Source organism: Antribacter sp. NEAU-D49, from assembly GCF_057158775.1.
This window is the reverse complement of sequence record NZ_JBXTSN010000031.1, coordinates 53,557-71,340: the sequence shown is the minus strand read 5'-3', so window position 1 is coordinate 71,340 and position 17,784 is coordinate 53,557. Positions and strand designations below refer to the sequence as shown.

The following is a 17,784-nucleotide window of genomic DNA, read 5'->3' as shown; positions in this document are numbered from 1 at the left end:
GCGGGGGGGGGGGGGGGCCGGGCCCCCCCCCCCCCCCCCCCCCCCCGCCGCTTCGTCGTACCGGGTGCGTCAGTGCTTGTCGGGGTCCGCCGGGACCTGCGGCTGCGGCTCGTCGGGGTGCACGCGCTCGACGTGGGCGTGCGTGCGCGGGTCCTCCTTCTTGCCGAACGGCAGGAGGTGCATCACGACGACCACCAGGGCGCCCACCACGAGGCCCACGATCGCCGAGCACAGCGTGTTGAAGCACCAGGCGAGGAAGCCGCCGAGCGCGCCCGCGCCGTGCAGGATCTCCTCCTCCAGGTGGTGCACCCACTCGTACGGTGCGGGGACCCAGCCGGTTCCGTCGGCGCCGAGGTTGACGAGGAGGATGTGGCCGCCGACCCACAGCATGGCCACGGTGCCCACGACCGAGATGACCGCCAGCACCTTCGGCATCGCGGAGACCAGGCCGCGGCCGATCCTCTGGGAGGTGCGGGACTCGCGCTGGGCGAGCCGCAGCCCGACGTCGTCCATCTTCACGATGGCCGCGACGATGCCGTACACGATGATCGTGATGACGAACGCGACCACGACGAGGATGGCGAGGCGGCTCCAGAAGCTCTCGTCTGCCACCTCGTCCAGCGCGATCACCATGATCTCGGCGGACAGGATGAGGTCCGTCCGGATGGCGCCCGCGATCAGCATCTTCTCCGCCTCCGGGCTCACCTCGGTGGCCGGGACCTCGGCGTCGTGGTGGCCGGAGACCTTGTGCCAGATCTTCTCGGCGCCCTCGAACGCGAGGTAGGTGCCGCCGACCATGAGGATGATCGGGAGCGCAGCGGGCAGCCACTGGCTCAGGATCATGGCCGCGGGCAGGATGAAGATCAGCTTGTTGCGGATCGACCCGAACGCGATCTTCTTGACGATCGGCAGCTCGCGCTTGGCCGCGACGCTCTGCAGGTACTGCGGCGTCACCGCCGTGTCGTCCACGACCACGCCGGCGGCCTTCATCGTCGCCTTCCCGGCGGCGGCCCCGACGTCGTCGATCGACGCGGCGGCGAGCCTCGCCAGCGCCGCGATGTCGTCCAGCAGACCCATCAGGCCGCCCATGAGGTCACCTCTTCCCACCCATGTGTGTCCATGGTCCGTACCCTATGGCCCGCACCTTGCCGGGGGCGACGCGGCCCGTCACCCTGCCGCGCACCGTGCAGCTCACCCGGCCGGGAACAGCCAGGGCACGCGGTCGCGCAGCGCCGCGTCGAGCGCGGGCGTGAGCGTCTCGGTGAAGGTGCCGGTCAGGTGGTCGTCGTCCCGGTACGCCAGCACGTTGCCCACGACCGGCTCGCACACGACCGGCCCGCAGAGGTGGTCGGTGAGGTCCACCTCGACGGTCGACGCGGGGACGCCCGGCGTCGTCGCCAGCGGGGAGACCGGCGCGAGCTGCTCGGCCCGCGGCCGGGAGCAGGCGGTCACGGCGCCGGCCGTACGCGACGGGTCGTCGGCACCGTGGCGGGCGAGGCAGTCGGGCACGCGCCAGGCGAAGCGCGGGTTGTCGCGGAGCGCGACCACGGGGACGCCGGCCGCGTCGAGCTCCCGCCATGCCGCGGTCTGGCCGGGGAAGACCGTCTCGGCGCGCCCGTCCTCGAAGGTGCGCGTGCCCACGACCACCACGGCGTCCGGCCGCTCGGCCACCACCCGGTCGACCACCTGTCGGTTCCACGAGGCGCACGCGGGCGGGTAGTTCATCCCCGCCTCCCCGGACAGCGAGAGGCGGCAGCCGTGCTTGATCATCACCGTCAGCTCCCAGCCCGCGCCCTCGGCGACGCGGGCGAGGGGCCCGAGCCACTGCTGCTCGTGCGACGCGCCCACCACGAGGACCCGGGCGGTGGGCGCGGCGGCGTGCCCGGCCGGTGCGGCGACCACGCACGAGACCACGCTGTCGTTCTGGAGGCCGCCCTGGGCGCAGTCGTCCAGGTGCGGGCGGTCCTTGGCCGCCAGGTACGTGGCGGGGCGGATCGCCACGCCGTCCCGGGCCGCGGGCCCGCCGGGGGCGAGCACGGCCGCCCCGGGGTGGTCCGCGGACGGCGCGAGGAGAGCGTGGCGCTCGCGCTCGAGGCGCTCGTCGTGGGCCGACGCCGCCCCGGTCGCCCCCGCGGTGACGAGCAGGCTGCCGGTGGCCAGGACGGCGAGGGCGCGTACGCCCGGACCCGGGCGGCGGGGAGCCCCGGCCGGGCGGGGGCCGGCTGCCCTGACCCGGCGCAGCACCGGGTCGGCCACGTAGCGCGTGGTGGCCCAGGCGAGCACCACGGAGACCGCCAGGACGAGCGCCCCGGCTGCCGGGCCCACGGTGGAGCCGTCGCTGCGGACCAGCCACAGCACGAGCACGGGCCAGTGCCACAGGTAGAGGGCGTACGACACGTCGGCCACCCAGCGCAGCGCCCGCCCCTCCAGGAGCCGCGCGGGGGACCAGCCCGCCCCGGAGCCGGAGCCGGCCAGCACGAGCAAGGCCCCGCCCACCGGGAGAAGCGTCCACGGGCCGGGGAAGGCACGGGCGCCGTCGACCAGGAAGCCGCAGGCGACGACCAGCGCGAGGCCTGTCCAGCCGAGCCCCGCCCGCAGCCCGCCGCCGCGCAGCGCCGGGACCCGCTGGAGCCGGCCGAGGGCGAGCGCCAGCAGGACGCCGGCGCCCAGCTCCCAGGCGCGGGACCAGGTGCTGAAGTAGGCGACGGGCTGGTCCACCGCCACGAGCCACTGCGCATAGGCGAAGGACGCGGCGGTGGCGGCCCCCGCGACGAGCCCGAGCAGGCGGCCCGGCGTCAGCCACGTGCGGGCCCGGCGGCTCAGGCGCTCCGCCACCACGACGCACAGCAGCACCACGGGCGGCCAGGCGGCGAAGAACTGGCCCTGCACGGACAGTGACCAGAAGTGCTGCAACGGGCTCGCGGCGGGCCCGGCCGCGCCGTACGCGAGCTGGCCCGCGATGAGCTGCCAGTTCTCCCAGAAGGTCGCCGAGGCCCCCACCTCGCGGAGCACCTCCGCCCAGCGGGCCGGCGAGAGCAGCAGCACCGTGGCGGCCGCGACGGCGAGCAGCACCACCAGGGCAGGCGGCGCCAGACGGGCCAGGGTGCGGCCGTAATGGTCGGCCAGGCGCAGGCGCCCGGACTCGGCGCGGGAGAGGAGGGAACGGGTGGCGAGGAACCCGGACAGGGTGAGGAAGACGTCGACCCCGCCCGAGACGCGACCGGCACCGAAGAGGTGGAACAGCACGACGAGGGTCAGGGCGAGGCCGCGCAGCCCGTCGATCTCACCGATCCGCCCGCCGCCCTGCTGCGAGCGGCCCTGCGCGTTGCGGCCCTGTTCGTTGCCGCCCTGCGCGTTGCCGGCTTCGGGCGCGGGCACGCCGGAGGCAGGGGCAGGGGAGGTCACGGTCGTCCAGGGTAAGCGGTCGCCGAGACAGTGACGTCGTCGGACGAGGTCACTGTCTCGGCACAGCGGGGTCAGCGACCCGTCGCGTAGCCCTGCGACCCGCGCGGGTTGGCCGCGGCACCGAGCAGGCCGGTCGCCGGGTCCCGCGTCACCGCGCACAGCCGCCCGAGCGACCAGTCTCCCGCTCGCGTCACCACGTGCCCGCGACGCTCGAGCCCCGCGACGACGTCGGCGCCGAGCCGGTCCTCGACGACCGCCCCGCCCGGGGTCCAGGTACGCGGCCAGAACGACCCCGGCGACGCCGTGGTGTGCAGCGACGGTGCGTCGATCGCCTGCTGAGGGGTGTAGCCACCCACGATCACGCGGAGCAGGAAGAGCAGCTGCCACTGGTCCTGCTGGTCCCCGCCGGGGGAGCCGCAGGCGAGGACCGGCTGCCCGTCGCGCAGCACGAGCGTGGGGGTCAGCGTGGTCCGCGGGCGTCGGCCCGGCTCGAGGCGCGACGGCGACTCCGGGTCCAGCCACGTCATCTGCAGGCGGGTGCCCAGGCAGAACCCCAGCCCCGGCACGGTGGGCGACGACTGCAGCCACCCACCCGACGGGGTGGCAGAGATCACGTTGCCCCAGCGGTCGACGACGTCGAGGTGGCAGGTGTCGCCCCGCGTGGTGCCGGTCGCCTCGACGACCGGCTCGCCCACCGTCACGGTCGGCTCGCCCAGCCCCGCGCCCACCCCCGACGTCGGCCCGCCCACGGGCGTGCCGGGCAGCGACCCCACGGGCGCGTCGGTCGCGTACTCGGTGCGCAGCGGCGGGACCGGAGGCATCGCCCGGCCCGGGACCGCACCCGGCCGCAGCTCGTGCGACGCCTCGTCGGTGAGGAGAGCGCGGCGCCCGGCCGCGTACTCCTCCGACAGGAGGTAGGCGAGCGGCACGTCGGAGTCGCCGTACCAGACGTCGCGGTCGGCCAGCGCGAGCTTCTGCGCCTCCAGGACCGTGTGGGCGCCCAGCTCGGTGGACGGGTCGAGGCGGTCGTCGTCGAGCCCGTCGAGGATGCGGAGGGTCTGCAGCAGGGCGGGGCCCTGGCCCCATGCGCCCGTCTTGGCGATGGTGCACCCGCGGAACTCCACCGTCGTCGGCTCCTCGTAGGAGGCGCTGAAGGCAGCGAGGTCCGCCGCGGTCATGACCCCCGCGTGGTCCGCGCCGTCCGAGTGGCGGTGCGGTGTGCGGACGAACTCCTCGACGACGGCGCCCACGCGCTCGCGCCACGCGGCGCGGGCGGCGTCGACGCCCGCCTCGCGGTCGCCCGCGGCGTCGGCCGCCGCGACCAGGTGACCGAGGAGGTCGGCGTACTCCGGGTTGGTGATGAGCTCGCCCGCGCGCGGCGGGCGCCCGTCGGGCAGCCAGAGCGCCGCCGAGCTCGGCCAGTGCTCCGTGAAGAGCGCCGCGACCGTGCCGATCGTGCGGGCGACGTTCGGCAGCACGGGGTGCCCGTCCCGCGCGTAGCCCACCGCGAAGGCGAGCACGTCGCGCAGCTCCCACGTGCCGTGGTCGCGCAGGAGGAGCAGCCACGCGTCCACCGCCGCGGGGACGGCAGCGGCCAGCGCGCCCGAGCCGGGGACGAGGTCAAGACCTTCACCCAGGTAGTGCTCGATCGTCGCGCCCGCGGGCGCGGGACCTTGCCCCACCAGCACGCGCGGGCTGCCCGGCTCCTCGGCCGTGGCCAGGATGGCCACCAGGTCGCCGCCCGGGCCGTTCAGGTGCGGCTCCACCACGTGCAGCACGAACGCTCCCGCGACGGCCGCGTCGAACGCGTTGCCGCCCCGCTCGAGGACCGCCTGGGCGGAGGCGCTCGCGGCCCAGTGCGTGGACGACACCATGCCGAACGTGCCCGCGAGGTCGGGCCGGGTCTGGAAGGGGGCGGGCGGGGTGAAGGTGGTCATGGCTCTCCTGTCCGGACGGGGGTCTGCCAGCACGGTACCCGCCGGGGACGGCCGTGCCGGAACCGGACCGCAGCCTCGGCGCAGCCGGACCGTGCGGAGCTCTCACCCCGGGTACCGGGTGAAGTATCTGGCCGCTATCGTCATGGGATGGAAAAGGACAATGGCGTCAAGGTGCAGGAAAAGGTCAGGTGGCGCGTCATCGGGCCGGGGCTGGTCGTGGCGGCAACCGGTATCGGCGCCGGCGACCTCGTGGCGACGATGGTGGCCGGCAGCCGGTACGGGTACGCGCTCCTGTGGGCCGCCGTGGCGGGCGTGGTCATCAAGATCGCGCTCGTCGAGGGCGCAGGCCGGTGGTCCCTCGCGACCGGCCGCACCATCATCGACGGCTGGCGCCAGCTCGGCGCCTGGGCCATGACCTACTTCGGGATCTACATCGTGGTGTGGGGCCTGAGCTACGGTGCCGCCGCGATGTCCAGCTCGGCGCTGCCGCTCAACGCCCTGTTCCCGCAGGTCGACGTGATCTGGTTCGCCATGGGGTCCGGCGTGCTCGGCCTCGTCCTCGTCTGGGCGGGCGGGTACCGGGCGCTCGAGAAGATCATCGCCGTGCTCGTCGGCCTCATGTTCCTCACCGTGGTCGGGTCGGCGGTGCTCACGCTCCCGAACCTGGGCGACGTCGTCAGCGGCCTGGTGCCACGCATCCCCGACGGCTCGGTCATCTACACGCTGGGTCTGGCGGGCGGCGTGGGCGGCACGATCACGCTCGCCGCCTACGGCTACTGGCTGCGCGAGAAGGGCTGGCACGCGCCGGGCTGGATGCGGGTCATGCGGATCGACAACGCGGCGGCGTACGTGATGTCGGGCATCTTCGTGGTCTCGATGCTGATCGTCGGCGCGGAGCTCCTGTACTCCAGCGGCGTCACCATCGCCGACGGCGAGGGCGGCCTCCTCGACCTGTCCGAGGTGCTGGCGCAGCGCTACGGCGCGTTCATGGCGCCGCTGTTCCTGGTCGGGTTCTGGGCGTCGTCGTTCTCGTCCGTGCTCGGGGTGTGGCACGGGGTGTCGCTGATGTTCGCCGACTTCCTGGGCACCGTCCGGAAGATCCCCGAGGGCGACCCGCGCCGCCGCGCGGGCGGCACGTACTACCGGGCGTACATCCTGTGGCTCACGTTCCCGCCCATGCTCCTGCTGCTCCTCGACCGGCCCATCGCCCTCGTGGTGGCGTACGGAGCCCTGGGCGCGCTGTTCATGCCGTTCATGGCCGTGACCCTGCTGTTCCTGCTGAACTCGTCGGCGGTCCCCGCCACGTGGCGCAACACCTGGTGGCTCAACGTGGTGCTCGCCGCCGTGGCGGCGCTCTTCCTGGTGCTGGGCGTCAACGAGCTGGTGAAGGTGGTCCAGCCGCTGCTGGCGTGAGCGCCGGGCCGGTCTCGCGGGTCGACGAGGTGAGGTCGCGCGGCTGACACGCAGGAGTGCCCGTCCCCAGCACCAGCCGGCGCAGGCGCGGGCTCGCCGGGCGCTCCACGCCGAGGTGGACCAGCGCGGCGAGGACCAGGCTCAGCGCGCACGCGAGGGCCAGGGTGCCCCAGGGGCCGACGGCGCCGTCGGCCCCGTCCAGGGCGTCCACCGCGGCGTACCCGAACTGCATGTGCACCAGGTAGAGCGGGTAGGTGAGCGCACCGGCGGCCGCCAGCGCCGCCCCGAGCCGCGGGGCGCCGGCCAGAGGCAGACGGGCCGCCACCCAGAGGGCGCCGACACCGGCGAGCAGCCCCGCGGCGCCCACCACGGGGCTGACCGGGACGCCCTGCAGCTCGGTGGCCGACCCCGCCGTGTGCACCACCCGCAGCACGCCGACGGCGAGCGCGCCCGCGAGCGCCAGGCCGGCCGGCCGGCGGAGGCCGTCCCGGTGGACCAGGTAGAGCAGGATCCCGACGGAGAAGAACGGCGCGTAGTGCGGCACGAGCAGGAAGACGAGGAAGCCGGAGCCGGGGAACGTGAACGTGTCGGCGAGCCAGCCGACCGCCGGCCACAGCACAGCGAGGGCCAGCGAGCGCCGCGGGGTGAGGGGCCCGAACGCGAGCAGCAGGCCCACGAGCAGGTAGAACTTCAGCTCCACGAGCAGCGTCCAGAACACGACCTGGACGCTCTGGGCGTCGAGCAGGTCCTGGACCATCGTCAGGTTGAGGAGCGTGTCGAGCAGCCCGGGCCGGAGGCCGTCGTGCCACACCGCCTGTAGCAGGGCGGTGAGGGCGACGCACGCCCAGTAGGCGGGGAAGAGCCGTCCCACGCGGGACGCGAGGAACGAGCGGAGGCCGCGCCCTTCGGTGGTCAGGAGGATGACGAAGCCCGAGACGACGAAGAACACCTCGACTGCCAGCCAGCCGTAGCGTGACACCTCGTTGAGCGGCCCGAAGACCTCGGCCGGGCGCTCGCCCCAGTACCTCGTCGCCGTCGACGTGGCGGTCAGGTGGTAGAGCAGCACGGCCACGGCGGCGCCGAACCGGAGGGCGTCGACGAGGGGCAGTCGGGTCTGCGGCGAGAATTTCACCCGATCCAATGTAGGTCACAGAACGATAACGACGCCAGCGGCCCGGCGCCTCGGTAGGCTGGGGGAGCGCACCACGTGCGCACTCGAGCGCGAACGGGAGCCCCCAGCGCCGCACGACATGACACCCACGATCTCTGAGGAGAAACATGTCCACGACGTCGACGGCCCCCGCACCCCACGCGGCGGGCACGCCCGGTTTCGACGAGGCTCCGGGCCGCTACAAGGTGCGCTCCCTGGCGCTCGCGGAGGCGGGCCGCCACCAGATCCGCCTCGCCGAGCACGAGATGCCCGGCCTCATGGCCCTGCGGGCCGAGTTCGGCCCCTCGCAGCCCCTCGCCGGTGCCCGCGTGGCCGGCTCCCTGCACATGACGGTGCAGACCGCGGTGCTCATCGAGACGCTGACCGCCCTGGGCGCCGAGGTGCGCTGGGCCAGCTGCAACATCTTCTCCACGCAGGACGAGGCGGCGGCCGCGGTCGTCGTGGGCCCGCACGGCACGCCGGAGGCCCCCCAGGGTGTGCCGGTCTTCGCCTGGAAGGGCGAGAGCCTGGAGGAGTACTGGGACTGCACCGAGCAGATCCTCGTTCGGCCTGGCGACGGCCCCGAGGGCCGCCAGGGCCCCAACATGATCCTCGACGACGGCGGCGACGCCACGATGCTGGTCCACCTCGGCCTGCAGTACGAGCGGGCGGGCGTGGTGCCGCCCGACACCCTGCCGGGCGAGCCCGACCACACGCACGAGATGAACGTGGTGCGCTCCGTGCTGCGCCGCGCGCTCGACGCCGACCCGCTGCGCTGGACCGGCATCGCGCAGGGCATCCGGGGCGTCACGGAGGAGACCACCACGGGCGTGCACCGCCTGTACCAGCTCGCCGAGGCGGGCGAGCTCCTCTTCCCGGCGATCAACGTCAACGACTCGGTCACGAAGTCGAAGTTCGACAACAAGTACGGCATCCGCCACTCCCTGCCCGACGGCATCAACCGCGCCACCGACATCCTCATCGGCGGCAAGGTCGCGTTCGTGGCGGGCTACGGCGACGTGGGCAAGGGCGCCGCGGAGGCGTTCCGCGGCCAGGGCGCCCGCGTCATCGTGTCCGAGGTGGACCCGATCTGCGCGCTCCAGGCGGCGATGGACGGCTTCCAGGTCGCCCGCATCGAGGACGTCGTGGGCCAGGCGGACTTCTTCATCACCACCACCGGCAACAAGGACGTCATCACCGCCGCGCACATGGCGGCGATGAAGGACAAGGCCGTCGTGGGCAACATCGGCCACTTCGACAACGAGATCGACATGGCCGGCCTGGCCGCCCTCCCGGGCGTGACCTGCACCGAGATCAAGCCGCAGGTCCACGAGTGGGTCTTCCCGGCCGACGGCGCCCGTGCCGAGCGGTCCATCATCGTGCTGTCCGAGGGCCGCCTGCTGAACCTGGGCAACGCGACCGGGCACCCCTCGTTCGTCATGAGCAACTCGTTCTCCAACCAGGTCATCGCGCAGATCGAGCTCTGGCTCGACGCCGCGAAGGACGAGGCGGAGCGGGCCTACGAGCGCCAGGTCTACCGCCTGCCCAAGGTCCTCGACGAGAAGGTCGCCCGCCTGCACCTCGACGCGCTCGGCGTCCGCCTCACCGAGCTCTCGCCGAGCCAGGCCGAGTACATCGGTGTCCCGGTCGAGGGCCCGTTCAAGCCGGAGCACTACCGGTACTGAGGTCTGGCGGCGCAGGTGGTCCGCTTCGAGAACGTCATCGGGTATCGCTTCCCTCGCGGAAGCGATACCCGATGACGTTCTCGAAGCGGACTCTCGGCGCCTTCGAGCGGACCAGCCCGGCGCCCGTCGCGGGGGATGTCCCCCCGAGGTTCCGGCGGACCGCACCCTGGGCGGCGCCGCGCCCGACGGGAAGACTGGCGGCATGACCTCGACCACCGCACCGCAGGCCGGCGACACGGTGCCGCCGGCCGCCGCGCCGTCCGCCCCCGCCCGGCCGACGCCGGGCCCCGAGCCCGTCGGCTTCCTGCGGGCCCCCTTCGCGCGGCGTACCTGGTCCGCGTACGGCTACCTGTGGATCATGCTGCTGCTCGCGCCGTTCGCCTTCGCGTACACGCTGTTCACCGTCGCGTTCTCCGCGGGGGTGGCGGTCACCGTCGTCGGCCTGTTCGTGGGTGGGGCGCTCGTGGTGGGCGGGCGCGGCTGGGGCGCGCTGTACCGCGGTGCGGCCCGCAGCCTGCTCGCCGCCGACGTGCGGGAGCCGGTGCCGTTCCGCCGGGGCCGCGGCTTCTGGCGGTCGCTCGGCTCGATGATCGGCGACGCGGCCGGCTGGCGCGCCCTCCTCTTCGGCTTCGTCACCTTCCCCGTCACCCTCGCGGGGTTCGTCGTCAGCACCACGTTCCTCGCCGCAGGGCTCGGCGCGACGACGCACTGGTTCTGGTCGCGCTGGCTCCCGCTGCAGGAGGCCACGGACGGCACCCTGCACCGGGGCGCGCAGCTCGGCACGGACTGGTATGTGGACACCCCCGAGCGGCAGGCGGCGTTCGCCGCCGCCGGCGTGGTGCTCCTCTTCGTGTGGCCGTGGGTCCAGCGGGTGTTCGTGGAGCTCCTGCGGCTCCTGACGGGGTCGCTGCTGGGCCCCACGGCGGCGAGCCTGCGGGTGGCGGACCTCGAGCGCTCGCGCGCCGGGGCCGTCGAGACGGCCGACTCGCGCCTGCGCCGCATCGAGCGCGACCTCCACGACGGCACCCAGGCGCGCCTGGTCGCGGTGGCCATGCAGCTCGGCGAGGCCAGGGAGCACCTGCGCGACGGCGGCGACCCGCGCCAGGCGGCGGAGCTCGTCGACGTGGCGCACGCGTCGGCCAAGGACGCGCTCATCGAGCTGCGCGAGCTGGCCCGCGGCATCCACCCGCCCGCCCTCGACAGCGGCCTGGGCGTCGCCCTCGAGACGCTCGCCGCCCGGGCGCCCCTCCCCGTCGCGGTGCAGGTCGACCTCGGACCTGGCGGCCGGCTCGCGCCGGCGCTCGAGTCGATCGCCTACTACTGCGTGGCCGAGCTCGTCACCAACGCCGCCAAGCACGCCCGCGCCACGGTGGTCAGCGTGGCCGTGGAGCGTCTCGACGGCACCCTCCGCGTCGTCGTGGCCGACGACGGCGAGGGCGGCGCCCGGGTCATGACGCCCGACGCCGACGGCCGCCGCTCCGGCCTGGCCGGCCTGCGGGAGCGCGTCGGCACGGTGGACGGAACGCTGGACCTGTCCAGCCCGGCGGGAGGCCCTACGGTGGTCACCGTGACCCTGCCGACTACGACCCGTCCCGGCCGCTCGTGAGGGGAGCACGTCCCTGCGGCCCGCGCGAGAGGCGACGCGGATGACCGGGCCGGGCAGTCCGGCGTCGGCCACCCTGCGCGTGGTCGTCGCCGAGGACTCCGCGATCCTGCGCGACGGGCTCGTCGCCCTGCTGGGCCGCCGCGGCCACGACGTGGTCGCGGCGGTGGCCGACGGCGACGCCCTGGTCGCCGAGGTCGCGCGCCTCGCTGCGGCGGACGCGCTGCCCGACGTCGTCGTGGCCGACATCCGCATGCCGCCCGGCTTCTCCGACGAGGGCCTGCGCGCCGCCCTGGAGCTGCGCACCCGGTACCCCGGGCTGGGCGTGCTGCTCTTCTCGCAGTACGTCGAGACGCGGTACGCGTCGCGACTGCTGGCCGGGGGCGCCGCAGGCGTCGGCTACCTGCTCAAGGACCGGGTCGCGGAGGTCTCCGACTTCATGGACGCGCTGTCGCGCGTCGCCGCGGGGGAGACGGTCCTCGACCCGGAGGTGGTGTCCCAGCTCCTCGGGGCGTCCCGGCCCGACGACGGCGTCCTCCGTCTCACCCCGCGCGAGCGGGAGGTCCTGGCCCTGATGGCCGAGGGCCGGTCGAACGGGGCGATCGCGGAGCTGGTGCACCTGTCGTACGGCGCCGTGGAGAAGAACGTCGCCTCCATCTTCACCAAGCTGGAGCTGGCTCCCGACGCCGCCGACCACCGCCGCGTGCTGGCGGTGCTGCGCTACCTGGGCGCGTGACCCCGGTCTCAGGATGCGAGCGCCCCGGACCCGCGCCCACCCCGGTGTCCATGCTCGGAGCACCATGAGCAACCACGACGAGCACGTCACGATCCTGGCCATGAAGGCCCCGGCAGAGGGGTCGGTCCGGGTGCCGGGGAGCAAGAGCTTCACCAACCGGGCGATCATCCTCGCGATGGCCGCCGACGGGGTGAGCACCATCGTCGACCCGCTGGAGAGCGACGACACCCGGTTCGGCCTGGCCGCCGCGCGGGACCTCGGTTGCGAGGTGGACGTGGACGGCGGCTCCGTGCGGGTCCGCGGCCTCGGCCGGCGGCGCCCCGTGCCGCAGGCCACGCTCTCCGTCGGTTCCGCGGGGACCGTCGCGCGCTTCCTGCCCTGCCTGCTCGCCTTCGGCGACCCGGGGACGTGGCGGCTCGAGGCCAGCCCGCAGATGACGGCGCGACCCATGAGCGGCCTGCTCGACGCGCTCGCGCACCTCGGCGGGCCGGTCGTCCCGGTGGGCGAGCCCGGTCGCTACCCGCTGGAGGTGCGTGGCGGGCAGACCGTGGGCCGGGAGGTGCGCGTGGACGGCAGCATCTCGAGCCAGTACCTCTCCGGCCTGCTGCTCAGCGCGCCGCTGCTGCCCGAGGGGCTGCGCGTCACCACCGAGGGCAGCGTGGTCCAGTCCGCCTACGTCGACATGACGATCGACTGCATGCGGCACTTCGGCGCGGAGGTCTCCGTCACGGGCGACCTCGCGGTGATCGACGTGGCCCCCACGGGCTACCGCCCCGCGGACATCGACGTCGAGGCCGACGCGTCGACCGCCTCCTACTTCGCCGCGCTGCCCGCCGTCGTGGGCGGGCAGGTCACGCTCGAGAACCTGGTCCGCGGCAGCCGGCAGCCCGACACCCGGTTCGTCGAGATCGTCGAGCAGTTCGGGTGCGACATCGAGTGGCTCGGCGGCCGGGGCGTGCGCGTCTCCCGGCCCTCGGACCTGACCGCGCTCCGCGGCGGCCACGACCTCGACCTGCGCGACTGCTCCGACGTGGCGCTCACCGTCGCCGCGATGGCCGTGTTCGCCGACGCGCCCGTGACAGTGCGCGGCGTCGAGCACATCCGCAGCCACGAGAGCGACCGGATCTCCGCCATGGCCACGGCGCTGCGGGAGCTGGGGATCGCCGTCGACGAACGGCCCGACGGCTGGCGCATCCATCCGGGCAGCCCGCGTTTCGCGGAGGTGGCGACCCACGACGACCACCGGGTCGCGATGTCGCTCGCCCTCGTGGGGCTCGGCGGCGACGGCGTGGGGCTGGACCAGCCGCGCTGCGTCGACAAGACCTGCCCCCCGTTCTACGACCTGATCGCCGGGCTGGGCGCCGAGGTGCGATGGGACGCGGCCTGACCGACCTGGCGCAGCACGTCCGCGAGGACCCGGGCCGACACCGCCCAGTCGAACAGGGCCGCCCGCTCCCGCGCCGCGGCCGAGCGGCGGTCCCACGCGGCGTCGTCGTCCAGCGCGCGTACCGCGCGCGCGAAGCCCTCGGCGTCGTCCGGGTCCACGTAGGCACCCGCGTCGCCCCCCACCTCCCGGAACACCGGGATGTCGCTGACCACCACGGGCGTGCCCAGCGCCATGGCCTCCACCAGGGGGATGCCGAACCCCTCGTCGCGTGACGCCGACACCAGCGCTGTCGCCCCGCGCAGCACCCGCCGGTACTCCTCGTCCGTGGCGCCGTCGTGGAAGACGAGGCGACCCGGGCCGGCGAGGGCCGTGAGGCGCTCGCGGTCCGCGGGCGAGACGCGGCTCATGAGGTGCAGCTCGTGCTCGGGGAGCAGGGCCACGGCCCGCGCGAGCGTCTCCACGTTCTTGTACGGCATGAACGAGCCCATGTACACGAGCGCGCCGGTCCGGGGCGTGCGGGGGAGTGACGCCTCGGCGCGGGGCGCGGGGTCGGCGGCGTTCGTCACGACGGTCACCGGGCGGCGGGTGAGGCGGTGCCGGGCGATGAGGTCCTGCGTGGTCCGCGAGACCGTGACGACGTGGTCGGCCCTGTCCAGGAGGAGTCGCTGGGGCCACCACGCGAGGTGGAACAGGCGCCACAGGACCCGCACCGGCGCCGGGAGGTCCCGGGGCGGGGTGGGGTTCCGGTAGTAGATGAGGTCGTGCAGGGTGAGCACCAGGCCGTAGTCCCGGCCCCAGCTGCCCATCGTCTGCATGGGGCTGAACACCACGTCCGGCCGCAGGCGGCGTACCTGGCGCGCGACGAAGGGCTCCCGCCAGCTGGTCGGGGACGAGACCAGGTGCCAGGGGAGGGCGGGCAGGTGCTCGAGCTGGCGCTCGTCGCTGACGAGCAGCTCCACGGGCATCAGCCGGGCCAGCTCCGTGACGAGGCCGGCGGTGTACCGGCTGATGCCGTCGTGCCGGCCCACCCGGACGTAGCGGCAGTCGACGAGGACCTTCATCGCGGCAGCCCTTCGACGAAGCGGGTGAATTCTCGGGCGACCCGGTCGGGTGCCTCGTAGTGGGTCAGGTGTCCCACGCCGGGCAGCATCTCCAGGCGCGCGTCGGGGAACAGGTCCAGCAGGGCCCGCTGGCCCTCCGGCGGCGCCAGGTCGTCACGGTCGCCCGCGACGAGGAGCGTCGGCACGGTCACGCGCGGTGCCGAGGAGGCGACGTCGCCGGACACCGACGCGTCGAAGGCCTCCAGGAGCGTGTCCCGGTCGGTGAACGCCGAGAAGTAGCGGTCGTGCTCCTCGTGGATCCAGCGGCGCAGGGTGCGGTCCGGGGTGGTGGCCATGAGCACGCTCGCCACGCGGGTCATCACCGGGTGGCGCAGGATCCACGTCCCGGCGGGTTCGGGCAGCCGCCCGGCCAGGTGGTGGAGCGCCACGGTCCCCCGCGTCGCCAGCCTCCGCCGGCCCGCGAGCGCCGACGTCGCGATCGGGTTGACCAGCACGAGTCCCCGCACGGCCGGTGCCTCGGGCCCGGCGAGCGCGGCGGCGGCCACGATGGAGCCGAACGAGTGGCCGGCGAGCACCGCGTCGCCGTCGGGCGCCAGCGCCGTCAGCAGGTCGCGCGCCCAGGCGGCGTACCCGGCGACGTCGTGCGAGCCCTCCGGCAGGCGCGGCGACGTGCCGAAGCCCGGGAGGTCGGGCACCACGACCTGGAGTCCTTCCAGGTGCGCGACGATCGGCTCGAGGCCGTGGTGGTCGCCGCGGTACCCGTGCAGGAAGACGACGCGCGGCGCGCCGTCCGGGCCGTACACCCAGAGCCGGGCGGGCGCGCCGCGGAGCACCACCTCGTCGTGCCGCACGGGCGTGCCGGCGACCAGCGAGGCGTACGGGGAGGGGAGGGCGTGGAGTGGCATCGCCGCCGAGCCTAGCCACCGGGTCGTGCTCCTGGGGTCATCCGGGAGGCTGAGACGTCCCCCGAGCCGGACTCGGGGGTTGACCCCGACAGGTTCGGGGGGACAACCCGATGTACGCGGACGGCGACGACCTGCCACGGTTGGTCCATGACGACGAGCAGCGCCCCCCGGCGCCCACACGAGGACGTCACCTCCGGTTCACCGGACAGTCACTCGCTGGTCCGCTGCGGGCGTGTAATGTCCGCCGACATGAGGCCCCACGCCGACCTCCTGCTGGACAGCTGAGTGGGCGACGCGACCTGGGGCCACAGCGCCGCCATCCTGCTCGCCCTGCTGGGCGCCGCCTGCTTCGCGGTGTCCTCGGCGCTCCAGCACCACGCGGTGCGTGCCGGGCACCCGGACGAGACGGACGGTCCCGGCACGCCGGACGACGCCGGTGGTCCCGGCCGGGCGCTGTCGACGCGGCGCCTCATCGGGATCATGCGCCGACCGCGGTGGCTCGCCGGGCTGGGCCTGGCCGGGGCCGGAACCGTGGTGCACGCCGTCGCCCTCCTCCTCGCGCCCCTGCGGGTGGTGCAGCCGGTCGGGGTTCTCGCGGTCCCTCTGGCGGTGCTGCTCTCAGCGGCCCGCTCGGGTCGCCGGCCCGCCGCCGGCGTGGTCGTCGGGGCGGTGGTCAGCATCATCGGGGTCGTCGTCTTCGTGGTGGCGTCCGCGGGCTCGGCCGCCAGCCACTCGCCCACCGGCGGCGCCACGCTCGTGGCCGGGCTGTGCGTGGCCGCCGTCGTCGCGCTGCTCACCGTGCTGGGGCTCGCCCAGTCCGGCACGGTGCGGTGCGTCGCGCTCGCCATGGCCGGCGCCTCGGCCTTCGGGCTCGTGTCCGCCCTGGTCCGCGCCGTGTCGCAGTCGGTCGCCGCGGGCGACGTGGGGCTCTTCGACCTGCCGGTGCTCGGCGCCGCGGCCGGCCTCGTGGCCTCGCTGGCGGTGGGTGGCTGGCTCGTCCAGCACGCCTACCACGCGGGCGCCCCCGAGGTCGTCATCGCCTGCCTCACCGTCGTGGACCCGATCGTGGCGGTCCTCCTCGGTGCTGTCCTCCTGGGCGAGGGCGCCGCCACACCCGTGGCGACCTGGGCTCTCCTCGGCGGGGCGGCGCTCGCCGCGACCGCCGGTGTGCTCACCCTTGCCCATCACCACCCCGACGCCGTCGCCGCCCGCGCGGACGCCGCCGTCGCCGCCTGAACCCGTCCCTCCAGACCTCAACCTCGGGAGTACCCCCGTGAACATGCTCCGGATCCTCGTCGGCGCAGAGACCTATCCGCCCGACGTGAACGGCGCCGCACGCTTCGCCGGCCGCCTCGCCACCGGGCTCGCCGCCCGCGGGCACGACGTCCACGTCGTCGCACCGTCGCCCACCGGACGCCCCGGTGTCGAGGTCCAGGACGGGGTCACCGTCCACCGGGTCACCTCGAAGCGGTACCAGCCGCTCGAGGCCCTCCGGATCTGCATGCCGTGGGACGCAGCGCGCGAGACGGCGGAGATCATGGAGCTCGTGGACCCCGACGTGGTGCACACCAACGGGCACCTCGTGGTCGGGCGCGGCGTCGTGAACGCCGCCCGCCGGTCCGGCCGGCCCGTCGTGGCGACCAACCATCTGATGCCGGAGAACATCGTGGGCTACCTGCCGTTCCCCGACCCCGTCCGCGACGCCCTCGGCCGGTGGATGTGGCGCGACCTCGGGCGGGTCTACTCGCGCGCCCAGGTCGTCACCGCCCCCACGCCGCGCGCCGTCGACCTCCTCGTGGAGCGCGCCGGCCTGACGCAGGCGTTCGCCGTCTCCAACGGCATCGACACCGAGCGGTACCGGCCCCGGCCGCACGCACCGGCCGCCGAGCCCACCATCCTCTTCGTGGGCCGCCTCGACCCCGAGAAGCGCGTCGAGGAGCTCCTCCGGGCCGTCGCGATGCTGCCCGACGACGTCCGCGCCCGCCTCGAGGTGGTCGGTGACGGCGCCAAGCGGGCCGAGTGGACGGCGCTCGCGGGCACTCTGGGCATCGCGGACCGGGTGATCTTCCGGGGTCACGTCACGGACGACGAGCTGCTCGAGGCGTACGCCCGCGCGGACCTCTTCTGCATGCCGGGAGTCGCCGAGCTGCAGAGCCTCGTCACGCTCGAGGCCATGGCCGCGGGCCTGCCTGTCGTGGCGGCCGACGCCATGGCGCTGCCGCACCTCGTGCGTCCCGGCGCCAACGGCCGCCTCTACCAGCCGGGCGACGTCGTGGAGCTCTCCGGCTACCTCGCCGAGCTGGTCGCGGACCACGCGCTGCGCGAGCGGTGGGGTACCGCGAGCCGCGAGATCGTGGCGGTGCACGCCATCGACGCCACGCTCGGCACCTTCGAGTCGCTGTACGAGAAGGTCCTGGAGCGGGAGCCGGTCGCGCGCTGACCCCCCCCCGCCCCCAACACCCCGAGAGCGGCCACCGGCGCGGAGCGGGCGCCGCGGGCGGG

The 17,784-nt window shown here is 74.6% G+C and carries 13 protein-coding genes; 7 read left to right on the top strand and 6 right to left on the bottom strand.

Annotation, left to right across the window (positions count from 1 at the left end):
* Positions 1-69 precede the first annotated feature (69 nt).
* The 3 genes from AC060K_RS19645 to AC060K_RS19635 form a co-directional block, all read right to left on the bottom strand.
* A complete protein-coding gene (locus AC060K_RS19645) occupies positions 70-1,089 on the bottom strand; it encodes a DUF808 domain-containing protein (RefSeq protein ID WP_483767038.1) in 1,020 nt (339 codons plus the stop codon).
* Between the two features lie 102 nt (positions 1,090-1,191).
* Positions 1,192-3,405: an acyltransferase family protein gene (locus AC060K_RS19640; protein ID WP_483767037.1), complete on the bottom strand. Its 2,214-nt coding sequence runs from the start codon at positions 3,403-3,405 to the stop codon at positions 1,192-1,194.
* 71 nt (positions 3,406-3,476) lie between these two features.
* Complete coding sequence (locus tag AC060K_RS19635; RefSeq protein ID WP_483767036.1) at positions 3,477-5,342, bottom strand: gamma-glutamyltransferase family protein; 1,866 nt, start codon at positions 5,340-5,342, stop codon at positions 3,477-3,479.
* Positions 5,343-5,489: 147 nt separating this feature from the next.
* Here AC060K_RS19635 and AC060K_RS19630 point away from each other — a divergent pair, with 147 nt between their 5' ends.
* Positions 5,490-6,755, top strand: a complete 1,266-nt coding sequence (locus tag AC060K_RS19630) for an Nramp family divalent metal transporter (protein WP_483767035.1) — start codon at positions 5,490-5,492, stop codon at positions 6,753-6,755.
* Here AC060K_RS19630 and AC060K_RS19625 read toward each other — a convergent pair.
* Entirely contained in the window at positions 6,715-7,887 is a 1,173-nt protein-coding gene (locus AC060K_RS19625; RefSeq protein ID WP_483767034.1) for an acyltransferase family protein, read from the bottom strand. The two genes, AC060K_RS19630 and AC060K_RS19625, sit on opposite strands and share 41 nt — an antisense overlap.
* Before the next feature lie 146 nt (positions 7,888-8,033).
* Between AC060K_RS19625 and ahcY the strand changes: the two genes are divergently transcribed.
* From ahcY to aroA, 4 genes are all read left to right on the top strand, one after another.
* Positions 8,034-9,590, top strand: a complete 1,557-nt coding sequence (gene ahcY, locus AC060K_RS19620; protein WP_483767033.1) for an adenosylhomocysteinase — start codon at positions 8,034-8,036, stop codon at positions 9,588-9,590.
* 202 nt (positions 9,591-9,792) lie between these two features.
* On the top strand, positions 9,793-11,196 hold the full coding sequence (locus tag AC060K_RS19615; protein WP_483767032.1) for a sensor histidine kinase: 1,404 nt from the start codon (positions 9,793-9,795) through the stop codon (positions 11,194-11,196).
* A gap of 40 nt (positions 11,197-11,236) precedes the next feature.
* The gene (locus tag AC060K_RS19610; protein WP_483767031.1) at positions 11,237-11,929 is read left to right on the top strand and encodes a response regulator; all 693 of its coding nucleotides are present in this window, start codon (positions 11,237-11,239) and stop codon (positions 11,927-11,929) included.
* Positions 11,930-11,993: 64 nt separating this feature from the next.
* Positions 11,994-13,316, top strand: coding sequence for a 3-phosphoshikimate 1-carboxyvinyltransferase (gene aroA / locus AC060K_RS19605; protein WP_483767030.1), 1,323 nt, complete (start codon positions 11,994-11,996; stop codon positions 13,314-13,316).
* On the opposite strand, the gene AC060K_RS19600 is transcribed toward aroA, so the two are convergent.
* Complete coding sequence (locus AC060K_RS19600) at positions 13,265-14,377, bottom strand: glycosyltransferase family 4 protein (RefSeq protein ID WP_483767029.1); 1,113 nt, start codon at positions 14,375-14,377, stop codon at positions 13,265-13,267. The two genes, aroA and AC060K_RS19600, sit on opposite strands and share 52 nt — an antisense overlap.
* Positions 14,374-15,282, bottom strand: coding sequence for an alpha/beta fold hydrolase (locus tag AC060K_RS19595; RefSeq protein WP_483767028.1), 909 nt, complete (start codon positions 15,280-15,282; stop codon positions 14,374-14,376). Before AC060K_RS19595 ends, AC060K_RS19600 begins: the two co-directional genes overlap by 4 nt.
* A 285-nt stretch (positions 15,283-15,567) precedes the next feature.
* Between AC060K_RS19595 and AC060K_RS19590 the strand changes: the two genes are divergently transcribed.
* Positions 15,568-16,518, top strand: a complete 951-nt coding sequence (locus AC060K_RS19590) for a DMT family protein (RefSeq protein WP_483767027.1) — start codon at positions 15,568-15,570, stop codon at positions 16,516-16,518.
* 43 nt (positions 16,519-16,561) lie between these two features.
* On the top strand, positions 16,562-17,722 hold the full coding sequence (locus tag AC060K_RS19585) for a glycosyltransferase (RefSeq protein WP_483767026.1): 1,161 nt from the start codon (positions 16,562-16,564) through the stop codon (positions 17,720-17,722).
* Positions 17,723-17,784: the final 62 nt, after the last annotated feature.

Coding starts and splice junctions, on each gene's coding strand:
- aroA (WP_483767030.1), top strand. CDS start 11,994: ATGAGCAACCACGACGAGCACGTCACGATCCTGGCCATGAAGGCCCCG.
- ahcY (WP_483767033.1), top strand. CDS start 8,034: ATGTCCACGACGTCGACGGCCCCCGCACCCCACGCGGCGGGCACGCCC.
- AC060K_RS19595 (WP_483767028.1), bottom strand. CDS start 15,282: ATGCCACTCCACGCCCTCCCCTCCCCGTACGCCTCGCTGGTCGCCGGC.
- AC060K_RS19610 (WP_483767031.1), top strand. CDS start 11,237: ATGACCGGGCCGGGCAGTCCGGCGTCGGCCACCCTGCGCGTGGTCGTC.
- AC060K_RS19635 (WP_483767036.1), bottom strand. CDS start 5,342: ATGACCACCTTCACCCCGCCCGCCCCCTTCCAGACCCGGCCCGACCTC.
- AC060K_RS19630 (WP_483767035.1), top strand. CDS start 5,490: ATGGAAAAGGACAATGGCGTCAAGGTGCAGGAAAAGGTCAGGTGGCGC.
- AC060K_RS19645 (WP_483767038.1), bottom strand. CDS start 1,089: ATGGGCGGCCTGATGGGTCTGCTGGACGACATCGCGGCGCTGGCGAGG.
- AC060K_RS19600 (WP_483767029.1), bottom strand. CDS start 14,377: ATGAAGGTCCTCGTCGACTGCCGCTACGTCCGGGTGGGCCGGCACGAC.
- AC060K_RS19585 (WP_483767026.1), top strand. CDS start 16,562: ATGCTCCGGATCCTCGTCGGCGCAGAGACCTATCCGCCCGACGTGAAC.
- AC060K_RS19615 (WP_483767032.1), top strand. CDS start 9,793: ATGACCTCGACCACCGCACCGCAGGCCGGCGACACGGTGCCGCCGGCC.